The organism is Flavobacterium sp. YO12, from assembly GCF_004119495.1.
Taxonomy (GTDB): Bacteria; Bacteroidota; Bacteroidia; order Flavobacteriales; family Flavobacteriaceae; genus Flavobacterium.
Genome location: NZ_NRQU01000058.1, coordinates 1 through 19,460 on the forward strand (window position 1 = coordinate 1; position 19,460 = coordinate 19,460).

General features: G+C 32.4%; 19 protein-coding genes. 14 read left to right on the top strand and 5 right to left on the bottom strand.

Annotated elements, in window-relative coordinates; all coding sequences use genetic code 11:
* The first annotated feature begins 492 nt into the window (after positions 1-492).
* The 3 genes from BOW55_RS16325 to purU all read left to right on the top strand — a co-directional run bounded on the left by BOW55_RS16325 (position 493) and on the right by purU (position 3,377).
* Positions 493-1,476, top strand: coding sequence for a hypothetical protein (locus tag BOW55_RS16325; protein ID WP_129024994.1), 984 nt, complete (start codon positions 493-495; stop codon positions 1,474-1,476).
* Between the two features lie 218 nt (positions 1,477-1,694).
* Positions 1,695-2,417, top strand: coding sequence for a DUF4197 domain-containing protein (locus BOW55_RS16330; protein WP_129024996.1), 723 nt, complete (start codon positions 1,695-1,697; stop codon positions 2,415-2,417).
* A gap of 105 nt (positions 2,418-2,522) precedes the next feature.
* Positions 2,523-3,377 carry a formyltetrahydrofolate deformylase gene (gene purU, locus BOW55_RS16335; RefSeq protein ID WP_089055188.1) on the top strand — a complete coding sequence of 285 codons (855 nt, stop codon included), beginning with the start codon at positions 2,523-2,525 and terminating at the stop codon, positions 3,375-3,377.
* A gap of 339 nt (positions 3,378-3,716) precedes the next feature.
* Here the strand turns inward: purU and BOW55_RS16340 are convergent, their stop codons facing one another.
* The 3 genes from BOW55_RS16340 to pyrF all read right to left on the bottom strand — a co-directional run bounded on the left by BOW55_RS16340 (position 3,717) and on the right by pyrF (position 7,820).
* Complete coding sequence (locus BOW55_RS16340) at positions 3,717-5,210, bottom strand: catalase (RefSeq protein ID WP_129024998.1); 1,494 nt, start codon at positions 5,208-5,210, stop codon at positions 3,717-3,719.
* 862 nt (positions 5,211-6,072) lie between these two features.
* Positions 6,073-6,873 (bottom strand): ABC transporter substrate-binding protein, encoded by an 801-nt coding sequence (locus BOW55_RS16345; protein ID WP_129025000.1) that lies wholly within the window; start codon positions 6,871-6,873, stop codon positions 6,073-6,075.
* A 125-nt stretch (positions 6,874-6,998) separates the two neighbouring features.
* The gene (pyrF, locus tag BOW55_RS16350) at positions 6,999-7,820 is read right to left on the bottom strand and encodes an orotidine-5'-phosphate decarboxylase (RefSeq protein WP_129025002.1); all 822 of its coding nucleotides are present in this window, start codon (positions 7,818-7,820) and stop codon (positions 6,999-7,001) included.
* A 281-nt stretch (positions 7,821-8,101) separates the two neighbouring features.
* Here pyrF and BOW55_RS16355 point away from each other — a divergent pair, with 281 nt between their 5' ends.
* The 8 genes from BOW55_RS16355 (at position 8,102) to BOW55_RS16390 (ending at position 13,736) form a co-directional block, all read left to right on the top strand.
* Entirely contained in the window at positions 8,102-8,575 is a 474-nt protein-coding gene (locus BOW55_RS16355) for a Dps family protein (protein ID WP_129025004.1), read from the top strand.
* A 431-nt stretch (positions 8,576-9,006) separates the two neighbouring features.
* Positions 9,007-9,564, top strand: coding sequence for an AraC family transcriptional regulator (locus tag BOW55_RS16360; RefSeq protein ID WP_089055193.1), 558 nt, complete (start codon positions 9,007-9,009; stop codon positions 9,562-9,564).
* Between the two features lie 13 nt (positions 9,565-9,577).
* The gene (locus tag BOW55_RS16365; protein WP_089056501.1) at positions 9,578-10,024 is read left to right on the top strand and encodes a response regulator; all 447 of its coding nucleotides are present in this window, start codon (positions 9,578-9,580) and stop codon (positions 10,022-10,024) included.
* 10 nt (positions 10,025-10,034) lie between these two features.
* On the top strand, positions 10,035-11,819 hold the full coding sequence (locus tag BOW55_RS16370) for a CHASE3 domain-containing protein (protein WP_089055195.1): 1,785 nt from the start codon (positions 10,035-10,037) through the stop codon (positions 11,817-11,819).
* A 196-nt stretch (positions 11,820-12,015) separates the two neighbouring features.
* Entirely contained in the window at positions 12,016-12,537 is a 522-nt protein-coding gene (locus tag BOW55_RS16375; RefSeq protein WP_241686596.1) for a DUF4142 domain-containing protein, read from the top strand.
* A gap of 132 nt (positions 12,538-12,669) precedes the next feature.
* Positions 12,670-12,954, top strand: a complete 285-nt coding sequence (locus BOW55_RS16380) for a YtxH domain-containing protein (RefSeq protein ID WP_089055197.1) — start codon at positions 12,670-12,672, stop codon at positions 12,952-12,954.
* Between the two features lie 34 nt (positions 12,955-12,988).
* The gene (locus BOW55_RS16385; protein ID WP_129025008.1) at positions 12,989-13,348 is read left to right on the top strand and encodes a hypothetical protein; all 360 of its coding nucleotides are present in this window, start codon (positions 12,989-12,991) and stop codon (positions 13,346-13,348) included.
* A gap of 31 nt (positions 13,349-13,379) precedes the next feature.
* The gene (locus BOW55_RS16390; protein ID WP_129025010.1) at positions 13,380-13,736 is read left to right on the top strand and encodes a hypothetical protein; all 357 of its coding nucleotides are present in this window, start codon (positions 13,380-13,382) and stop codon (positions 13,734-13,736) included.
* 547 nt (positions 13,737-14,283) lie between these two features.
* Here the strand turns inward: BOW55_RS16390 and BOW55_RS16395 are convergent.
* Complete coding sequence (locus tag BOW55_RS16395) at positions 14,284-15,615, bottom strand: DUF5723 family protein (RefSeq protein WP_129025012.1); 1,332 nt, start codon at positions 15,613-15,615, stop codon at positions 14,284-14,286.
* Positions 15,616-16,040: 425 nt separating this feature from the next.
* Positions 16,041-17,117, bottom strand: coding sequence for a peptide chain release factor 1 (gene prfA / locus BOW55_RS16400; RefSeq protein ID WP_089056494.1), 1,077 nt, complete (start codon positions 17,115-17,117; stop codon positions 16,041-16,043).
* Positions 17,118-17,362: 245 nt separating this feature from the next.
* On the opposite strand from prfA, the gene BOW55_RS16405 reads away from it, so the two are divergent.
* The 3 genes from BOW55_RS16405 (at position 17,363) to BOW55_RS20870 (ending at position 19,014) form a co-directional block, all read left to right on the top strand.
* The gene (locus BOW55_RS16405; protein ID WP_129025015.1) at positions 17,363-17,917 is read left to right on the top strand and encodes a DUF4062 domain-containing protein; all 555 of its coding nucleotides are present in this window, start codon (positions 17,363-17,365) and stop codon (positions 17,915-17,917) included.
* Entirely contained in the window at positions 17,853-18,566 is a 714-nt protein-coding gene (locus tag BOW55_RS16410) for a hypothetical protein (protein WP_129025017.1), read from the top strand. Before BOW55_RS16405 ends, BOW55_RS16410 begins: the two co-directional genes overlap by 65 nt.
* A gap of 262 nt (positions 18,567-18,828) precedes the next feature.
* A complete protein-coding gene (locus BOW55_RS20870; protein WP_164975055.1) occupies positions 18,829-19,014 on the top strand; it encodes a hypothetical protein in 186 nt (61 codons plus the stop codon).
* The last annotated feature ends 446 nt before the right edge of the window (positions 19,015-19,460 follow it).

Sequence of the window (19,460 nt, forward strand, 5' to 3'; positions counted from 1 at the left end):
ATCCCTTTTTATTTAATGAAGGCGGAAAAGTATTATACTAGAATATGTACTAATGATCTTAATCGAAATAATCCGGTTACAATACAAATTTTCATCGTATAGAATTCAATTAAAGTATTAAATCCTAACGAAATATAAGTTCATTTTTTCATTTAAAAATATTTAATCTGATACTATATTTATCTGTCATAATCATATATTTGACAAAAATAATCCTATGAAAAAAATTACCCTAATCTTATTACTAACTGCATTAAGCAGTGCATCTTATGCCCAAAAAGCAGACACTAACAAGAAAAAGTTAAGATAACGATTCCTAAATCTGACTTTTTCAAAAACATTAAAACATACAATATTATTGTTCAAGGAGATGATACTTGGAACGCAGATTACGCTGACAAGACCACAAAAACGTATGAGCATAATGTAGTAAAAAACACTATTGAAGATTACTCTAAAAAAGATGTATCAAACCCAGATGTTCGCGTTTTAATGGGATATAAAGGAGCTACTTACAAAAGAGCTGATAATGGTACTTATCTTTTAGACGGAGATTTCAAATATTTGGTTTTAGGAAAAAACAATGAAATCATATACGAAAAAGGCACAAATGCTAAAATGTATTCTGGAACTTATGTAAACGGAAAGCCAAATCAAAGTTTAGCAAGTGACCTAAATAACATTGGATATAAATATCTTGCTGATAATAATATTTTTACAACAGAAAAAGAATTCACATTAAACTACGGTGTATTCGAAAAAGCGGATGAGTTTCCTGAACTTATTGAATTTAATACTAAAACAACTGAGTTTTTAGACAAAATTGCAAGCAATTCTTTAGATCAATCTTATCTAACAGAACTTGAAAAATTCTACTTGGGTTATGTGGGTAAAGAATACAAAAAATTAAAACCAAAAGATTACAACAAAGTAATTTACCTAAACTTATCGCTGACACAATTGTTTCTTTTAAATTTCAATAAAGCTTCAGAATACCTAGAAACTGCAAAACAAGGTGCAGGTATGATGAGTATGTGGCCAGACGAAGCTAAAGCAAACATTACAAGTTTAATGACTGTAAACCAAAGTAACTTTACTGCAAAAGTTGAAAATCCAACATTTGACTCTGCTTACTATATCTATATTAACGGAACTGTATCTCAAAACGGAAAAACACAAACAGGAAAACTTAAAACGGATCGATTTGCTAATCGTACAGAAGGAAGTATTCTATCTTCAAATGATCCAACTGAATCAAAGGTTTGGATTTATAAAGATAATGGTGAAACTGATTTTGTTGTAGTTAACGACAAAACAACTATTACTACGGATAAAGGATTAGAATTGAAATTTATTAAATACAACAACGCCTTTATTTTAGTAGAAAAAACAGCAGATTCATCTTTTAAGAAATACGAATCTTCTGCAACTGAAATTTATGCAGAGAAAGACGGAAAATTTGAAGTAAAGCAATAAACTCATTTTTTATACCTAATTAAAAAGATTCAACTTTTAGTTGAATCTTTTTTTTTTTGCAGTATTGTCGTCTCTCCTATTCATCAAATTTCTATCTCCAAGAAATTGAAAGCTGTTCTAATGTTAATTATAAAACAAATTGTTACAGCTCCTCAAATAAAATTGTGGCTTTATTTTTGAATAAGTAGTATTTTTGAAACTTAAATAAAAACCCTATAATGAAAAAGATTTTAATTCTGTCTCTCCTATTTTCTCTAAGTTCTCAGGCTCAGGTAAAAGAAACCTTAGCTCAAAAAATATCAAAACTATCTACTAAAGTTTCAGGAGTTGGCGGCGTTGATATTGCATCTGGACTAAAAGAAGCTCTAAATAAAGGAATTACAGAACAAGTAAGTAAATTAACCGCCGTAGATGGTTTTTATAAAAATGAAGCTGTAAAAATTCTAATGCCCGAAGAACTGCAAAAAGTCGATGCTACTTTAAGAAAAGTTGGATTGAGTTCGCTTGCCGATGAAGGCGTTAAAATGCTGAATCGTGCTGCCGAAGATGCTGTGAAAGAAGCAACTCCAATCTTTGTTTCGGCAGTGAAAAATATGTCGATTACCGATGCAAAAAATATCTTGCTGGGAAATGAAAGTGCCGCAACAACGTATTTACAAAGCAACACAACTAAATCTTTATACGGAAAATTTAATCCTGTAATTAAAAGCTCTTTTGAAAAAGTAGGTGCCGATGTAGTATGGAAAAACATTATAAATAAATACAACACAATCCCGCTTGTGAAAAAAGTAAATCCAGATTTAACGGATTACACAACGACTCAGGCGTTATCTGGTGTTTTTAAAATGATTGCTGTCGAAGAAAAAGATATTCGTACTAACATTAGCGCAAGAACAACGCCTTTATTGAAAAATGTTTTTGCAATGCAGGATAAAAAATAATTTTTTTATTGTTTAATCGGTTAACCGTTTAGTCGTGTAACCGAATATCCGAATTAACGATTAAACCTAAAATTAACAATTAACAGACTAAACCAAAAGACCAAAATGCAAAAAATAACCATTCTGATTCATTGCAAAGACCAAAAAGGAATTATCGCTGCAGTGACTACTTTTATTGCTAAAGTTGAAGGAAATATCATTTACATTGATCAGCATGTTGACGTAGAACAAAATGTCTTTTTTATGCGATTGGAATGCGAATTGACCAATCCGAAAACTACAATTGAAGATTTTAAAACTGATTTTGATCAATCTATCGCCGCCGACTTTAATATGTCTTGGGATTTGTACAATCAGGAACAAAAACCAAAAATGGCATTGTTCGTTTCTAAATACGATCACTGCTTATTTGATATTTTAGGACGTTACAGTGCTGGAGAATTAAACATCGAAATTCCGCTTATTATCAGCAATCATAACGATTTAAGATCCATTGCAGAGCGATTTGATATTCCGTTTCATTGCGTGCCTTTTACAAAAGACAATAAAGAGGAAGGCGAAGCCAAACAAATTGAGCTTTTAAAAAGATACCAGATCAATTTTATTGTTTTAGCACGCTATATGCAGATTATCACACCCAATTTGATTTCGCTTTACGAAAATAGAATCATTAATATTCACCATTCGTTTTTGCCTGCCTTTCCAGGAGCAAAACCCTATCATTCGGCTTTTAAACGCGGTGTAAAAATTATTGGCGCAACAAGCCATTATGTCACCGAAGAATTAGATGAAGGACCAATTATTGAACAAGATATTGCAAGAGTTTCTCATATTCACTCTGTTGAAGATTTTATCATGAAAGGCCGCGATTTGGAACGTATTGTTCTTGCAAGAGCAATTAAACTGCATGCAGAAAGAAAAACAATGGTTTATAGTAATAAGACAGTGGTTTTTTCTTAAGGCTCAAAGTGGCAAAGGTTCAAAGGAACTAAGGTTTTTCTTTATAATAAAACGAAACAAACCCGACAGATTTTTGAAATCTGTCGGGTTTAGCTTTTTTTTACATTTTTACATCTTAAATAAACCGGACTGAAGTCCGGCCGTACAATATAGATCGAGACCAAAGCTCTTTTAAAGTTCTAAAGGAAAAAATTATATTGTAGAGCTGGACTTCAGTCCAGTTTAAATAAAAGACAATAAAAAAACAAACCCGACAGGTTTTAAAACCTGTCGGATTAATTTTTAAAATCATGAAGCAAACCTTTGAACCTTTGCCTCTTTGAACCTTTGTACCTTTTTTTAACGAACCACAATCGACAATCTTGGATCATCAAAAGCATCTACTTCAGCCATTGTTAAACCAAGAGCGTTTGCAACTCCTTCTCCATACGCTGGATCCGCTTTAAAGCAGTTTCTGATATGGCGAATCTGAATAAACTTTTGTGCGCCGCCAACTTGTCCTGCAGTATTTTTAAACAACAGTTGTTTCTTTTCTGGAGTTAACAGGTTGAATAATAATCCCGGCTGTGTGAAATAATCATTATCATCATCTCTAAAATTATGTGCCCACGCATCGCCGTGAAGTTTCAATGGCGGTTCTTTAAATTCTGGCTGTTCTTGCAATTCGCCAAAACTATTTGGTTCATAATGTTTTTTCGAACCGTTATTCCCATCAACACGCATTGCTCCGTCTCTGTGGAAAGTATTATAAGGACATCTAGATGAATTTACAGGAATTTGGAAATTATTTACTCCTAAACGATATCTATGTGCATCTCCGTAAGAAAACAAACGGGCTTGCAGCATTTTATCTGGTGAAAAGCTAATTCCTGGAACAACATGCGCCGGATTAAATGCGGCTTGTTCTACTTCGGCAAAATAGTTTTCTGGATTTTTGTTCAATTCAAACTCTCCAACTGGAATCAATGGAAAATCTTTTTTCAACCAAACTTTAGTTAAATCAAAAGGATGAAAACGATACGTTTCGGCTTGTTCTTCGGTCATGATTTGAACAAACAATTTCCATTTTGGAAAGTTTCCTTCTTCAATAGCATCAAACAAATCTCGTTGGTGGCTTTCTCTATCTCCTCCTACTAATTTAGCCGCTTCTTCATCAGAAAGGTTATCAATACCTTGCTGTGTTACAAAATGAAATTTCACGTAATGTCTTTCATTTTGTTTGTTTATAAAACTAAAAGTATGACTTCCAAATCCGTGCATTTGTCTGTACGATCTCGGAATACCTCTATCACTCATTACTATTGTAACCTGATGCAAAGCCTCTGGCAGTAAAGTCCAAAAATCCCAATTGTTATCAGCACTTCTCAAATTGGTTTTTGGATCACGTTTTACAGCATGATTTAAATCAGGAAATTTCATTGGATCACGGAAAAAGAATACAGGTGTATTATTTCCTACTAAATCCCAGTTTCCTTCGTTTGTATAAAATTTCAAAGCAAAACCTCGAATATCTCTTTCTGCATCTGCAGCGCCTCTTTCTCCTGCAACTGTAGAAAAACGAGCAAACATTTCTGTTTTTTTACCAATTTCCGAAAACAAATCGGCTCTTGTATATTTAGTAATATCATGAGTTACTGTAAAAGTTCCGTAAGCGCCAGAACCTTTAGCATGCATTCGTCGTTCCGGAATAACCTCGCGATCAAAATGCGCCATCTTTTCTAAAAACCAAAAATCTTGTAACAAAACAGGTCCGCGAGGGCCCGCAGTTTGAATGTTTTGATTGTCTGGAACTGGAGTTCCGGTAGCAGTTGTTAATTTTTTGTTTGATTCCATATTGCTGATATTTAATGTTTTATCAAATATACAAACTTATCTTTAGCATATTGATAATCAAAATTGATTGTTATTATATTTTAATAATAAAAAACTATATACCGTTACAGAAAGCTCAAAATCAACACTTAAAAAATCTTAACGTATGTCCAACAAAGTAATAACAAAACCTTAACAGCAAAGCATCCATATATACCTGATCTTTGTAGTGTAATAAACTGGTTATTTATTATTTTGGTTTTGGTTAGTTAAATGATGCCGGCGTCTTCGAGATGCCGGCATTCTTTTTTTGTGTTAACTTGGTTTATTTTGTTTAAGGTTTCAGGTTGTTTTACTTTGAACGTAATTTTACCGCAAAGAGCGCAAAGTTTTTTTATATACTAAGCTTTGTATAAAGCGCAAAGTTCGCAAAGCTTTGTAAAAAACTTTCCTCCCGATAGCTATCGGGATTGCGTAATTCCTTGCGCCCTTTGCGGTTAAAAAAATACATTTTTTTGAACATTAACTTATATCCAACAAAGTAATAACAAGATCTTAACAGCATAAGATCGATATATGTCGGATCTTTGTAATGTAATAAACTGGTTATTTATTATTTTGGTTTTGGTTAGTTAAACAATGCCGGCGTCTTCGAGATGTCGGCATTTTTTTTTGTTTCTCCCGACGCTTCGGGATCAGCTTTAATATTACTTTGCTTTGAACATAATTTAACCGCAAAGAGCGCAAAGTTTCTATCTACGAAGCTTCGTATAAAACACAAAGTTCGCAAAGCTTTGTGTAAAAAACTTTGCGAACTTTGCGTAAACCTTTGCGCTCTTTGCGGTTAAATATCTCCGTACAACCTGAAACTTGAAACAAAAAATTAATTTTTAAATCTTTCGTGGAGTAACTTAAAATAGGAGAAAGCCTTTAATAATCGGCTGCCGTGCCAAGAGAACATTTCGCCGTCTACAAAGATTGTTTTGGCATGATGTGTAAACCTACCTATTTCAAAAGCATCTTCTTCTTTAAAAGGATAAGGTTCTGAAGAAAGAAAAACAACATCTGGATCGCCCTCTAAACGCATTTTCTTTAATTCGATTTCAGGATAACGTCCTTTAACACTATAAATATTCTCAAAATGATTTAGTTGCAGCAATTCATTAATATATGTATCATTTCCAGCGACCATATAGGGGTTTTTCCAAATGAAATACGCTGCTTTTTTTACTTCAATATCCTGAATGTATTTTTTGAAATCGCTCAAGGCGAAAGTCAATTTATCATTCCACTTTTGCGATTCAGTTCTGCAATTGAATAATTGACCAAAATCTGAAATCATCTGAAAATTATCTTCTATAGAAACTATGTTGGTAACCCAGACTGGACAAATTTCTTGCAGCTGATTTACTATTTCCTCTGTATTCTCTTCTTTATTACAAATGACAATATCAGGCTGTAACAGTTTTATTTTTTCAAAATGAATTTTCTTAGTACCGCCGACAATCTTCTTGGTCGATTTTAAATGATACGGATGAACACAGAATTTTGTGATTCCGATTATTTTATCTTCTAAACCCAAATCATAAAGCAATTCTGTTTGAGATGGAACCAAAGAAATAATTCGTTTGGGAGCGGTTTCAAAAGAATGAACGGTTCCTATTTGATCTGTTAACTGTTTCATTTATTAAGATGTCTTTTTAACCGCAAAGTTCGCAAAGATTTACGCTAAGAGCACAAAGTTATTTTCCTTGTGAACCTTGCGAAAAACCTTAGCGAACTTTGCGGTTAATCTATTTATAAAGTTATTTAAAACTTAGCATTAATAATATTTTCCATTTCTTTTTGAACTGATAAAGCCTCTTCTCTAGCCTTTTCAGCAAAGTCAGTTCCTTTTGAAGCGTAAATAATTGCTCTTGCGGAGTTTACCAATAACCCAATTTTATCGTTCATTCCGTATTTGCATACTTCAGACAAACTTCCGCCTTGAGCGCCAATTCCTGGAACTAACAAAAAGCTGTTTGGAACAATTTTTCTAATATCGGCAAAATATTCTGCTTTTGTCGCTCCTACAACGTACATTAAATTTTCACTGTTTTTCCATGTTTTAGAAGTTTCTAAAACTTGTTTGTACAATTCTGTTCCGTTTGTATTTAAAGTCTGAAAATCGAAAGCACCTTCATTAGAAGTTAAAGCCAGCATAATAGTATGTTTATTTTCAAAAGCTAAAAAAGGTTCAACAGAATCTTTCCCCATATAAGGAGCAACAGTTACACTATCAAAATTTAAGTCTTCAAAAAAAGCTTTGGCATACATGCTCGAAGTGTTTCCAATATCGCCGCGTTTCGCATCGGCAATTGTAAAAATTTCAGGATAATTTTCGTTTATGTAGTTAATTGTTTTTTGCAGTGACATCCATCCTTTTATTCCGTATGCCTCAAAAAAAGCGGTATTTGGTTTGTAACCTACCGTTAAATCATGAGTGGCATCGATTATCGCTTTATTAAATTCAAAAATTGGATCTTCTGTTTCTAATAGATGCGGCGGCATTTTACTTAAATCAGGATCTAAGCCAACGCATAAAAACGATTTTTTTTGAAGAATTTGTTCGTGTAGTTGTTGTGTTGTCATATTACATTTTAATAGTGCAACAAAATTACGAATTATAATTGTGAATTGTAAATTGTGAATTGTGAATTGTTGTCAGGCTGAGCGCAGTCGAAGCCCAAGTTCCAATTGGAACGCCCTTCGACTTCGCTCAGGGTGACAAGTAGGATATTTCAATTTTCTAATTGCCATATTATCTAATTGTCCAATTAACATTGAATTTTTATAACAACTGCAAAAAATTATGTAAGAAAAAAGAATCACTTCTTTTTAAATTTGAAAGGAACTCTAAAAAACAGATACTTATGACCCCGAATATTGGAATATCTACACGAAATTTAAAAAAGAGCACAAGTATATTAGCGACTATATTATCTAATGAAATGATTCTGTATGTAAAAACCAGAAAATTTCACTGGAACATTTCGGGAAATAGTTTTATGGAATTGCATAAATTGTTTGAAGAGCAATACCGAATTCTAGAAGCTCAAATCGATGAAGTTGCAGAACGCATCAATCAGCTTGGCGAAAAAACAATTGGAACGATGAAAGAATTCATTGAAAATTCTACACTAAAAGAATCTCCAAAGGAATATGCTTCGCAAAAACATATGCTCGAGGAACTTCTAGAAAATCATGAACAATTGGTAACGGAATTTCGAGCTTATATTCCGATTTTTGAAGACGAAGCCAATGATGCCGGCTCTGCAGATTTTGTGACGAACTTATTGCAGGAACATGAAAAAATGGCTTGGATTCTGCGCCGTTATCAAGTTTAAAAAAAGCTTGAAATGTGAATTATGCAACGATTTCCAAAATAAATATAACACGAAACTCAACATTAATACGCAACTTTACCATGTAATAAGGACCCCACATTCTATTTACAAAAATAAAAAAGGCTTGGTTGAATAAAAACAGAATCTAAAGCTATGAAAGCTTTTCTGACGGTTAATGATTTAATTTTTGCTAAAGATAAAAGTTGCGACGTACCAAAAACTTTAGCAAATACAGAAAAAAAAGAATTTTATCAAATCCTGTCAGAATTATGAAACTTTCTTATTCGATCAGAAGTACCGTCTAGTAGCAAAATATTAGACGGTATTTTTTTGAAAATTTGGTTTTTATACGTTAATATTTCCTTAATACAAAGAGCAAGAAAGACTATAAGCCAAAATAAATTAATTATCTTTAACCAAATTTGTATAAAATGAAACTGTTTATAAAGTTTGACATTAACACCATTTGCTCTCTTTATCTGAAGCAAAATCTCGAGCAGCAAAATATAAATTTTACTACTTTAGGTTTTGGAGAAATCGAGGTTGATGATAGTCTAGATTCTGATGCACTTGAAGCTTTAAAAAACAATTTAAGCCCTTGCGGATTTGAAGTTGTTGAAAATCAAAAGAGTGTTCTAGTTCAAAAAATTAAAGATGCTATAATTGAGCTTGTTTTCATGGAAGACAATAACAATTACAAAAGTTCCGTTTTCTTAGCAGAAAAGCTGAATCATAGTTACGGCTATTTATCGAACGTTTTCTCTGAAGTAACTTATTCTTCTATTGAAAACTTCATCATTTTACAAAAAATTGAAAGAGCAAAACAGTTAATTATCATTAACGAAATGAGCTTAACAGAAATCGCGTTCTTATTAAACTATTCAAGTGTTGCTCATTTAAGCACACAGTTTAAAAACACAACCGGCATTACGCCATCGGCTTTTCAGCGAATAATTAAGAAACGAAGAGAAAATTTAAAACAAAACTAAATACCACATAAAAATGCAAAACGCATTACATATTTTACTCGCAGATGATGATGAAGATGATCGTCTTTTTTTTAAGGATGCTTTTGAAGAAGTAAAAGTACAAACCAATGTAAATTTTGTTCATGACGGAATGCAGTTAATGGATCATTTAATGAATCCAAACACAAAAATTCCTGATATTTTATTTCTCGATTTGAATATGCCTAAAAAAACAGGAAAAGAATGTTTGATCGAAATCAAAAAAACAGAACATCTTAAAAACATTATTATCGCCATTTATTCAACTTCATCATCTGAAGAAGATATTGAAGATACTTTTATTCAAGGTGCCAATATTTACATTAAAAAACCAAGCGATTTTAATACGCTTAAAAAAATAATCAACGAAGTTGTGACTGTAAACTGGCACTATCATACATCAGGATTAAATCGTGATAATTTTTTACTGCGTCTAAAATAATTGTAGATCAATGAAATGGATACCAAATTTTAATTCTTCAAACTCTTTGAGAGTTATTTTTGTAATCGCAGTTTTCATTCTGTTATTTCTTTCCTCTATTGCATACAAGCACAACCAAGATTTAAACGAATCGAGTAAGCTTGTTATGCATACTTATGAGATAAATATTCAGCTGGAACGTTTAATGTCGGCAATTAAAGATGCCGAAACGGGTCAGCGAGGTTATATTATTACTAGAAATGCACGATTTTTAACGCCTTATATTTATTCGCGGGATAAAGTAAATACTTCCTTTATCACCTTGCGAAAATTAACGGCTGATAATCCTGTTCAACAGGAAAACCTTCGCAAACTTTTTAAGTTAATTATTCAGCGTTTTGTTTCGTTTGAAAACTGTTTAAAATACAGCGATCCTAAAACATATGACAAACGCAGACTTGACAATCATATGTTTGGCGGCCGAATCTTGATGGAAAACATTCGTTTTAAGGTCGACGAAATGAATGATATGGAGAAAAAGTACTTAAACAAAAGGCTGAAAATCTATGATGCCGAAATATCTTTAAGTCCGCTTTTTTCTATTTCATTATTTTTAGTCGCTATGAGCTTTATTTTATTGGCTTACAGACAAATAAGCAAAGATTTCGAGCGTTTGAAAATTTTCAATAAGAAACTCTTAATTTCCAGCGGTTTAATCGCACAATCTGAAACTATTGGTAAATTCAGTACATGGCAATGGGATTTAGACTCTAATAAAATTGATTATTCTGATAACCAATTTCGCTTATTAGGTTACGAGCCAGGTTCATTTGTACCTGAAAAAGATACTTTTTTAAATTTTGTACATCCAGATGATAAAGAAACGGTTGCTAAATCTATTGAAGGTATTATAAACAGCGGACGACTTCCTTTTGTTTATTACAAAATATTGCTTCCAAGCCGTGAAGTTCGATATTTTAAATCAACAGGAAAATTATTGACGGATCAACAGGGAAGCAAAATTTTACTGGGAATTAATTTTGATATTACCGATGAGCATCTGCTTAATATAGAATTGCAGGAACGTAATCACGAATTAGAAAAAAGCAATAAAGAACTAGCTTCTTTTAACCATGTTGCCAGTCATGATTTGCAGGAACCGTTAAGAAAAATCCAAACTTTTATTTCGAGAATTTCTGATGCTGATAAAGCTGTAATGTCGCAAAGCGCGAACGATTATATTACTAAAATTCAGATTTCGGCTAAAAGAATGCGCGTTTTAATTGATGATCTTCTTTTATTTTCGAGAACGAATACAACCAAAAAAGAATTTATAAAATCGCAGTTAAATGAACTGCTTCAAAATGCCGAAGCGGAATTAACAGAAATTATCGAAGATAAAAAAGCAGTTATTACAGTTTCAAAACTGCCTAAATTATCTGTGATTCCGTATCAAATAGAACAGCTTTTTATTAATTTAATTGGGAATTCTTTAAAGTACAGCAAACCTAATGTTGTACCTGAAATCGTAATTGAAAGCACTAAAGTACTTTCTGAAGATTATCCTGAATTGCTGGATCAAAATGTAAAAAAATACCATAAGATTACTTTTACAGATAACGGAATGGGATTTGATCCTCAATTTAAAGACACGATTTTTATATTATTTCAACGTTTACATTCCAAAACAGATTATCCGGGAACTGGAATTGGACTGGCGATCTGCAAAAAAATTGTCGACAACCATAAAGGCTTTATTATGGCGGACAGCGAGCCGGATAAAGGCTCGGTTTTCACCATTTTTCTTCCTGATTAATTCTTTACAAATAGCTTCATAAAACATTGTAAAATAACGTTATATAATTTCTTTATGGGAATTATATAACGTTTCTTTTTTATGCTGTAAAGCAAAATACGTCATTCATCGCCAACTTTGTAATATAATACTTTATGAAGTAATAATGAGAGCAACATCTATACTAAAGGGTACATTTTTTAAGGTGTGTTTTTTTTTGATTATCATTTGTGTTTCATCGTGCAAAAAGAATAATCCAATTGAGACGACACTAAAGAAAAATGAAACTTTTGCAAAAAATGAAAAGGAAGAAACAGAAGCCTTTTTTTTTATAGCTGCTGCAAATGTTAGTAAAACGATTATTTCAAAAAGCAAGATTGCACAACAAAAAAGTTCAGAAAGTTCAATAGTAATTTTGAGTTTAAAAATCGAAACGCAGCAAAATCGGTTATTGGAAGATATAAATGAATTAGCTACTAAAAGGCTCATTATTATATCTGAAATAGATGCAGCGCATAGAAGAGATACCTACAATTTGGTTAATGTAAATGCTTTTGATTTTGATACTGTTTATCTGAATTCTATGAAAGAATATTTAGAAGATCAAATCGAATTACTGGAATCGATCTCTAAACAAACAAATGACAAAACAATTTTAAAATTAGTATTGACCTATTTGCCTGAACAATTTGATCTTTTAAGAGAAACGGAACTAAACCTGAAAAAAGAAATAAAATAATGGTTAACCAATTTATTGGCAGCTATTTTAATAATGAAAACAAATCTAATACTAAAGACTTTTTAAAGGCTGGAAACGTAAAAAATGAACCCTTTTTAAATTAAATATATTAATCACTAAAATTCAATTATTATGAAAACGAGTAACACCATTTTAGGAATTGTTGGAGCTGCCGCAGCAGGAGCATTATTAGGAGTATTATTTGCACCAGATAAAGGTTCAAATACCAGAAAAAAAATCAAAGATAAATCAAGAGACTACGGCGATAATCTCAAACATAAGTTTGACGGCGTTGTACACACAATCACTTCAAACGGTAAAGAAATTATTCAAGAAGGAAAAGCAAAGTTTAATGAAGCAAAAGAAGACTTTAATGCGCTTAAAGACGAAGCTAAATCTGTAAAAACAAATTACTAAAAAGTGATTCTTTCAAACCATAAATACCACTATCATGGAACCAAATGCAACAACAAATGAAGATCTAAATCTTTATGAGAAAGCCGAAAATTATACCAAAACGAGTTTAGAATTACTAAAACTTAAAACGGTATCGTCTGTGGCCGATGTTGTTTCAACACTCACATCAAAGATTGCGGTTGCGGTTGTTGTTGCATTTTTTTCCTTGTTTCTCAATATTGGTATTAGTTTGTGGATTGGAAAAGAACTTGGAGAATATTATTATGGCTTTTTTATTATGGCACTTTTTTATTTAATTGTTGCCATTGTGATTCATAAAATGCACCATAGCCTAATTAAGACTCCAATTGGAAACACAATTGTTTCCAGTATTCTAAAAGAAACTAAAAACTGATTTATTCGATTAATAACTAAAAAAGACTACTATGGAGGCTATTTACACTATTGACGAATTGAATCAGAAAATACAACAGCTCGAAAATCGACAAGATAAAGAATGGGATTTGATTAAAGAGGAAATCGAGGATATTAAAGATAACTTGAAACCTATTAATCTAATTCGGAATACGGTCGAAGAAATCAATGAAACAATTGGTTTTAAAAGTCATTTGGCACAATCTGCGATTAGTATTGGAATTGGTTTTCTGGCCAAAAAACTAGTAGTAGGAAAAACCCCTTCGACATTTAAAAACATCTTCGGATCATTGTTGCAGCTTGTTGTAACCAATTTAGTTTCGAAACCGCATGAACCCTCACGCGAAACAGCAAAAGAGGAATCATGACATAATGAACCATCATAGAGAGTGATTGTCTAACTAAATACATACGATTATGGAAAAGTTAAATGAAATAATAGTCAAAAATAGTGTGAACATCTACTCTAACTTATATAAATGTTTTGAATTTACAAGAGTATTTTTAGGTATCTAACTTGTTTATACGTTTTAAATTATAACAAACGATTAAACGGTTAATACATCACTATAGACCCTGAGGTACTGAGGTACTAAAGGGCTGAGATTCTAAGTTTTTTCTTGAAAACTTAAACTTATCTTAACCCAAAAGCGCGAGTTTCACAAAAGTGAAACTCGCGCTTTTTTATTCTCTAAAATACTTCTCAGCAAATAAACTATGATCATATTACCTCCCAATGGTTGAAACCATTGCCTATTTATAATCACGATTAATCATTTATCACAAAAAAGCCGAACTTTGTTCGGCTTAACTATTTACAGACTCAAAGAAAAGCCTTTGTGCCTCTGCACCTCTGCACCTTTGCCCCTCAATAAAAAAAACCTCAGAACCTCAGCACCTCAGCCTCTCAGCTCCTTAGTTATAATTTTGATAAATAGGAAATTTCAAGCCCACATAAAGATTACAGCCTTTAGAATTGTTTGAAAACAAATTGCTGATTAAAGATCCTGAACCAATAAACAACGGGCCCGCTCTAAAACCAGTTCCAACTTGAGTTCCGCCATATTCCATCCAAGTTACAGGAACGTAAAAACTAAATTTCCCATCTTCAAATCTAGGCGTAAATGTAACCGAATTGGCAATTGCGGTTCCATTTGTTTTTTTAGCATCAACCAATCCAAAATCACCGCTTAAATTCAAATAAAATTTATTATTGATGTTCCAGTCAAAATTGGTGTGCAAAGCCGTTGGTAAATTAGCCTGCATCCCTTTTCGTGTTGCTGTTTTTACATAATTAGCATCAAAGAACTCAAAAATATTATCGGCATTATCAATATCATCCTGCGTAACTCTTCCTGACAAATCGTAGGTGTTTTCGACCATATTTTTGTAATTAAGTTTTCCAATATCTGTTATCGAAACTGCGGTTTTAAACTTATATCGATTTCCTCTGCAAGTATGGCAATTGGTGCGATATTCATATGTAAACCCTAAATCAAAACCAACGCCAGCCGAACTTCCGTCAAACTTAGGATCATTACCGTTTTGATAATCATAACTTGCAGCTGTTTTTAATGTTCCTGTTGAGTAATATTCGCTCAAAGCGGGATTTACATCATTTTTATTAAAAGCAACACTCAAATTACTTCCGTTAATATAGCCGTTTACTCCTGCCATTAAATATTTCAGTGTAACACCGCCTTTTATAAAATGTTCTTCCTCATCGAGTAAAACTGTACCATAGCTGGCGCCAATTTCTGCCCACGAATTCGTAACAGCATTTGGATTTCCTCCTGTTATTAAAAAACTATTTGAAACATCTAGATCCTTATTTACCTCATCAACAAGTTGACCATTTACATCGACAACATTAGTTACACTTCGTACACGCGTAAAAAGCGCAACGCTGTGAGCTGGCGTAATATTGAACATAACGGACGGACCTAAAATATCAACATTAAAATTCCCCTTATTATTCGATTTAATATTCTTCTTTCCGTCTCTTTGCAAATCAAAACTGCCATCTAAAATCTCTGCAAAATTAACTCCATACAAGTCATTCTGTCCCGTTGCGCTAGCCGAAAATACGTTAATATCAACTTGGTATTTAGAATCAACAACAGCCGAAGGGTTAAATAGTACACCTTGAATTCCTGCATAATTATCATCCCGAAATCCAAAATACGATTGCCCTTGGGCATAAAAAAAGCTTCCAAAGAAGCAAAATAATAGTAAAGTTCTCTTCATAAATTAGTTTTAAACAATTGGTTAGTTACGCCTTTTATGGTTGAAAAGGCACACAAATATTAAAAGAAAAATGTTAAAAAAAAACTTTTTTTATAAGGAACAAAGAGGCAAAGGTGCAGAGACTCAAAGGTTTTAAGATTTTTCTTAGAATTGATAAAAACCAAAATATTGCTGATGTCTCAAACTATGGAAAATATTTCGGGAGCTGTATTGTGGGAAATGTTTTTTGAAAAATGGATTGTAAATACATTACGTCCCAATGGTTGAAACCATTGGCTATATTTATATCTTTTATCGAGAATCATCACGATCACAAACAAAAAAAGCCGAACAAATGTTCGACTTTTAATATAGTATAAGTTCAAAGAGAGAAAACCTTTGTACCTCTGCATCTTTGTACCTTTGTACCTTTTTTAAACCTCAGATTAAAAAACCTCCGAAGCTTCTTTCAATTTCTCCATATTGTTAACCAACTGAAGCTCGGCAACAATTTTATGAATATCACCATTCATGATATTTCCTAAATCGTAAAGTGTTAAACCAACACGGTGATCCGTTACACGACCTTGTGCATAGTTGTACGTACGAATTTTAGCCGAACGGTCTCCAGAACTAACCTGAGATGTACGTTTTGTAGCATCTTCAGCTTCTTTCTTAGCCAATTCCATTTCGTACAAACGAGAACGTAAAACCGTTAACGCTTTATCTTTATTTTTATGCTGCGATTTCTGATCTTGACATTGCGCCACCAATCCTGTTGGAATGTGCGTTAAACGTACAGCCGATTTCGTAGTATTTACCGATTGTCCTCCAGGTCCTGACGAACAGAAGAAATCTACACGAACATCGTTCATATCAATTTGTACATCAAATTCTTCTGCTTCTGGTAAAACCATAACAGTAGCCGCCGATGTATGTACACGACCTTGTGTTTCTGTCTGCGGAACACGCTGTACACGGTGAACACCCGCTTCAAACTTCAAAGTTCCGTAAACATCCTCTCCCGAAACCTCAAAAATAACCTCTTTGAAACCTCCAGAAGTTCCTTCGTTCATATCTACAACCGAAGTTCTCCAGCCTTGAGATTCACAATATTTAGTATACATTCTGAATAAATCTCCTGCAAAAATACTTGCTTCGTCTCCACCCGTTCCCGCGCGAATCTCCACCATTACATTTTTAGCATCTTCAGGATCTTTAGGAATCAACATAAATTTGATTTCCTCCTCTAGCTGCGGCAAACGTTCTTTTGCTTCGTCTAGCTGCATTTTGGCCATTTCAACCATATCTGCATCGCTTCCGTCAGCAATAATTTCGTTTGCTTCATCAATATTTGCTAAAACAAGAATGTATTCTTCTCTCTTTTCAACCAAAGCTTTTATGCTTTTATATTCTTGGTTGAGTTGCACATAACGTTTTTGATCAGCAATAACATCCGGCTGAATAATCAAATCCGAAATCTCATCAAAACGCTGCTTTACATATTGAAGTCTATCTAACATTTTCTAATTCCTTTTATTGGACTGCAAAATTACAAAATTTTTGTGGAAAATTCTAGTGGTTATTTTTTGGGAATTTTAGAAGACTTTATCTCTCTAAAACAGATGTTTTTAATTAGCAGAAAATTTAAATTAAATAAGATATTTACTTTTACATCAATTACGGTTTTCCGTAAGGAAATTATTTTAGAAGCAATTAGATTTGAAACCTTAATTAATTCATACCAACTACATTTAAATAATACATTATGGCTTCACTAAGAGTATTTGTTTCATCAACATGTTATGACTTATCAATAATTAGAAGTCAAATCAGGAGTTTCATTTTTAGTATGGGCTACGAACCCATAATGAGTGATTACAATGATATATTATATGATCCAAGAATACATACACATACCTCATGCATCGAAGAAGTAAATACATGCGATTTAATTATTCTCGTAGTTGGGTCGCGTTTTGGAGGTAAAGCGATTCCCGAAGCTATATCAAAAATTGATTTTGAAAATATTTCTGAAAAATCAAAAAATATTGAAAGCCTAAAAAAGAAAGAGAATATTTCAGTAACTCAACTAGAAATTTTAAAAGCAGTAGAAATTGATATCCCAATATTTACATTTATAGATAATCGTCTTTATAATGATCATGAACTGTATGAGAAAAACAAGGGTAAACTTTTAAAAATTGGTAAAAAAGAGGAGATTCAAGATTTAATTAATTTAATAGACTTTCCATCAATTGACAAGCCTGAAACTGCTAAGTTTATTTTCGAATTTATTAATTTTTTTAAGACATCGAACTAAGGGAAATAGTATAAATACTTTTAACAAATTTGAAGATATTGAATTAGCATTAAAAAAACAATGGTCAGGTCTATTTCAAAGACTACTAAATGAAAATAGACTTAAACAAATTGAAACGAAGAGAATAGACAGCTTAACAAATCAGTTTGAGGATCTAAAAACAGCAATTTTAACGAGTATAACAAATACTAATGAAAGAGATGTAGCAAAAGGAGTTGTCAAATTTAGACAACTACACGAATTTATTATTTCATTACGTATTCCATCACTTTCTGTAATTCTTGAGGAAAATATTTCGTGGGAATATTTTTTTCATAAAATTGTAGGAATTATAGATACTATAGATGTTGATGAATTTCCTATTAATAGAGGCAAAATTATAAGGATGCGTACAATCCTTATTAAAGATGATTTAACATTTTACGAATTAAGACAAGGGAGAGAATATCTAGATGATATGTCACTGGATTTCGAAGCTTTTATTCACCTTCCTTCCGAAACACGAAAGATTATTTTCGACGCACTCGCAGAAATGCCACACTCAATGATGAATGTTCGTTATAGAAGAGAAAATATTAATCAATATATGAATAGGTATTCCGTGGATTCTAATTCAATCGAGTCAACAGAAGAAAACCAAGATAAGTAACCAGCTCCCCAAAGAATTTGAGCAAAATGCTACGCAAACGTCTCCGACTTTGCGTATTTTTTTTATTCTTAAAAATCATAAACTTGTCAAAAGTCTCCCGACTTTTCCCGAATCATTTTAAAATAATTATTTTTATAACCATAAATGTGTATAAAGCCAGAGACTTTTAGACGTTTCTGTTTTTGAACAAATTATTTAAAATAGCGCAAAGTCAGAGACATTTGCGCAGCGATTTATAACTCAAGATAACTCATTAAATGGTATGAGTGGTGGACCTGCCTTTGATTCCGATGGAATTGTGCATGGAATTGACGTTGCATCTATGGGAAGAGAGATTTTACAAAAAGACAAACCCTCAATTCAACTACATAACGGCATAGTATTGGAGAATACATCAATAACTGACGTTTATTCTAAAATAATAAATAGTCAACCTTCCAAAAATTAATAAATTAAAAACATATCCAGCTCTACGAAGAGTGTCTTATAAAAAGCTACGCAAACGTCTCCGACTTTGCGTATTTTTTTGCTCTTAAAAATCACAATCCTCTCAAAAGTCTCCCGACTTTTCCCGAATCATTTTAAAATAATTATTTTTATAAGCTGAAAGCTTTCGAGATTACACAACGGATAATAAAAAACTAGCTTCACAAAAAAAATGAAAAAACTTGTATTTCGATTTTGGATCATTAATTTCCTGATAATCATTTCATTATTTTTTGTTTATAGAATTGTGATTTCAGAAACAAAGATGATCGCGGGAAATTCCTTTGAAAAATTTCTACAGATTTTAGATCTCATAATAAATCTAGGTTTTTCTGCTGTATATTTTATTGCGATGATTATCTCTTCGTTTGCAATTCTTCTAAATTTGAAAGAAAAAATCAGAAATAA

Bases quoted from the DNA above. Each gene is read 5' to 3' on its own strand.
- BOW55_RS16360 (WP_089055193.1), top strand. From the start codon at position 9,007: ATGAAACTGTTTATAAAGTTTGACATTAACACCATTTGCTCTCTTTAT.
- BOW55_RS16365 (WP_089056501.1), top strand. From the start codon at position 9,578: ATGCAAAACGCATTACATATTTTACTCGCAGATGATGATGAAGATGAT.
- BOW55_RS16345 (WP_129025000.1), bottom strand. From the start codon at position 6,873: ATGAAACAGTTAACAGATCAAATAGGAACCGTTCATTCTTTTGAAACC.
- purU (WP_089055188.1), top strand. From the start codon at position 2,523: ATGCAAAAAATAACCATTCTGATTCATTGCAAAGACCAAAAAGGAATT.
- BOW55_RS16395 (WP_129025012.1), bottom strand. From the start codon at position 15,615: ATGAAGAGAACTTTACTATTATTTTGCTTCTTTGGAAGCTTTTTTTAT.
- BOW55_RS16390 (WP_129025010.1), top strand. From the start codon at position 13,380: ATGGAGGCTATTTACACTATTGACGAATTGAATCAGAAAATACAACAG.
- BOW55_RS16355 (WP_129025004.1), top strand. From the start codon at position 8,102: ATGACCCCGAATATTGGAATATCTACACGAAATTTAAAAAAGAGCACA.
- BOW55_RS16330 (WP_129024996.1), top strand. From the start codon at position 1,695: ATGAAAAAGATTTTAATTCTGTCTCTCCTATTTTCTCTAAGTTCTCAG.
- BOW55_RS16325 (WP_129024994.1), top strand. From the start codon at position 493: ATGGGATATAAAGGAGCTACTTACAAAAGAGCTGATAATGGTACTTAT.
- BOW55_RS16385 (WP_129025008.1), top strand. From the start codon at position 12,989: ATGGAACCAAATGCAACAACAAATGAAGATCTAAATCTTTATGAGAAA.
- prfA (WP_089056494.1), bottom strand. From the start codon at position 17,117: ATGTTAGATAGACTTCAATATGTAAAGCAGCGTTTTGATGAGATTTCG.
- pyrF (WP_129025002.1), bottom strand. From the start codon at position 7,820: ATGACAACACAACAACTACACGAACAAATTCTTCAAAAAAAATCGTTT.
- BOW55_RS16340 (WP_129024998.1), bottom strand. From the start codon at position 5,210: ATGGAATCAAACAAAAAATTAACAACTGCTACCGGAACTCCAGTTCCA.
- BOW55_RS16405 (WP_129025015.1), top strand. From the start codon at position 17,363: ATGGCTTCACTAAGAGTATTTGTTTCATCAACATGTTATGACTTATCA.
- BOW55_RS16370 (WP_089055195.1), top strand. From the start codon at position 10,035: ATGAAATGGATACCAAATTTTAATTCTTCAAACTCTTTGAGAGTTATT.
- BOW55_RS16380 (WP_089055197.1), top strand. From the start codon at position 12,670: ATGAAAACGAGTAACACCATTTTAGGAATTGTTGGAGCTGCCGCAGCA.
- BOW55_RS20870 (WP_164975055.1), top strand. From the start codon at position 18,829: ATGAGTGGTGGACCTGCCTTTGATTCCGATGGAATTGTGCATGGAATT.